Origin of the sequence: Amycolatopsis thailandensis (assembly GCF_002234405.1) — a bacterium.
Classification (GTDB): domain Bacteria; phylum Actinomycetota; class Actinomycetes; order Mycobacteriales; family Pseudonocardiaceae; genus Amycolatopsis; species Amycolatopsis thailandensis.
Window position 1 is genome coordinate 1 of record NZ_NMQT01000210.1, and the last position, 1,987, is coordinate 1,987.

Genomic DNA, 1,987 nt, shown 5'->3' on the forward strand with positions numbered 1-1,987 from the left:
CGTCGGCGAGGGCGTCCGCGACGTCCACGATCACGTCGGCCGGCACTCCGGCGGCGCGAAGCCTGCCCTCGTCGCCGAACAGCGAGGGCCGCACGACCCCTTCGGCCCGGAGCGCGAGGGCGGCGCGGACTGCGCGGTCGTCGTCGCCGTCCGCCAACGCGACGCGGAGATTCCGCCCGCGCAACACTTTCCGCCATCTGTCGAGCGTCACGTCCGGCGTGGCCTCGGTGGTCAGGCTCATCGAAGTACCTCCGCAAACGAAGCGGGGGGCCGCCGGAAGACGGCGACCCCCACCGGGTGAACTGGGCTGGTTCAGGGCTGGACGGCCTTCTCGACGTCGTTGAGCATCGCGTCGACGCCGTGGAGCAGTTCGGTGAGCACCTCGCGATCGGCGACCAGCGGCGGGGAGATCATCAGCATCGTCGCGCCGCGATCGTCGCCGCGGAGGATGACGCCCGTGCGGCGGAACGCCTCCGGGAGCACCTCGCGGAGCACCTTCAGCGACTCCGCCTCGGTCAGCTCCCGGCCGCTGTCGCTGTCGGCCATCAGCTCGATGGCGTAGAAGAACCCGGTGCCGCGGACGTCCTTGACGCAGCGGTGCGCGGACTTGAGCGAGTTCAGCGCGGCGAACAGTTCCGGGCCCTCGGCGAGCACGTTGTCGAGCACCTTCTCGTCCCGCATCGCGGTGAGGTTCGCGACGGCGACCGCGGTGGCGACCGGATGCCCGCCCCAGGTGGCGCCGTGGGTGAAGACGCCGCCCTTCGGGGAGTCGTACAGCTCGGTGACCAGCTTCTCGCGCACGATCACCCCGCCGAGCGGCGCGTAACCCGACGTCGATCCCTTGGCGAAGGTGACCAGGTCCGGCACCACCCCGGTGACACCGTGCCCGAACCAGTGCCCCAGCCTGCCGAACGAGCAGATGACCTCGTCCGACACGAGCAGGATGCCGTACTTGTCGCACAGCGCGCGCAAAGCGGGCCAGTACCCCTTCGGCGGGACCAGCGCGCCGCGGCCGTTCTGTACCGGCTCGGCGAACAGCGCCGCGATGGTCTCGGGCCCTTCTTCGAGGATGACCCGTTCGATCGCGGTGACACAGTCCAATTCGGCCGCCGGGCCGCAATCCCCCAGCAGTCCCAAGGTGTTCGGCACGTGCCGGACGCCGGGCATGAGCGGACCGAACGGTTCCTTGATCTTCGCCAGCCCGGTCACCGAGAGGGCGCCGATGGTCGTGCCGTGGTAGGCCATGTCACGGCTGATGATCTTCGTCCGCTCGGGCTGCCCTTGGCTGCGGTGGTACTGCCGGGCGAACTTCAGCGCGGTTTCGACCGCCTCCGAGCCGGAGTTGACGAAGAACGTCGTCCCGAGATCGCCCGGCGCGAGTTCGGCCAGCAGCGTGGCCGCTTCGATCGCGGGGGTGTGCGCCGAACCCCAGTTGCTCGCGTAGGCCAGGGTGCCGACCTGGTCGGCGGCGGCCTTGGCGATGTCGGCGCGCCCGTGGCCCATGTTGACGCAGAAGAGCCCGGCGAGGCCGTCGAGGTGGCGGCGTCCCTCGGTGTCGATCAGGTAGCTTCCCTCGCCGCGTACGAACACCGGGAAATCCGAGGCCCAGGTGTCCTTGCGGGTGAAGTGCGGGCCGAGATGCCGTCGAGCCTGCGCTCGCAGCTGGGTGACGTCCACGGAGACCTCCTTCGAGACACGAGTCTGTGCTTTGACTTTCGCAATCCGCGTGGCCCTGGCCCAGCGCCAGAGCGGCGGCGTTCGATGGGTCCAGTTGGTCGTGAGCGGCGATTCGGGTTATTGAGAGGCAAGGCAAATATGGCGTGATCGAGCCTCCTGCTGAGCATGGCCTTCGCGACACGGACCGAACTGGCCCGCCGGAGCCGGTCGCGACCTCGACCGTCCACTAGGGACACTCATTCCAGGGGAAATGCCCGTTTTGAGAACTTTGCATGGGTTTTACGAAGGGGTCGTGAGTGATAAGGAGGGT

The 1,987-nt window shown here is 68.7% G+C and carries 1 protein-coding gene and 1 pseudogene; both read right to left on the minus strand.

Annotated elements, in window-relative coordinates; all coding sequences use genetic code 11:
- Positions 1-241: pseudogene (locus CFP71_RS41185) on the minus strand (phosphotransacetylase); the annotation flags it as partial.
- Between the two features lie 71 nt (positions 242-312).
- The gene (locus CFP71_RS41190) at positions 313-1,677 is read right to left on the minus strand and encodes an aspartate aminotransferase family protein (RefSeq protein ID WP_093939299.1); all 1,365 of its coding nucleotides are present in this window, start codon (positions 1,675-1,677) and stop codon (positions 313-315) included.
- Between the last annotated feature and the right edge of the window lie 310 nt (positions 1,678-1,987).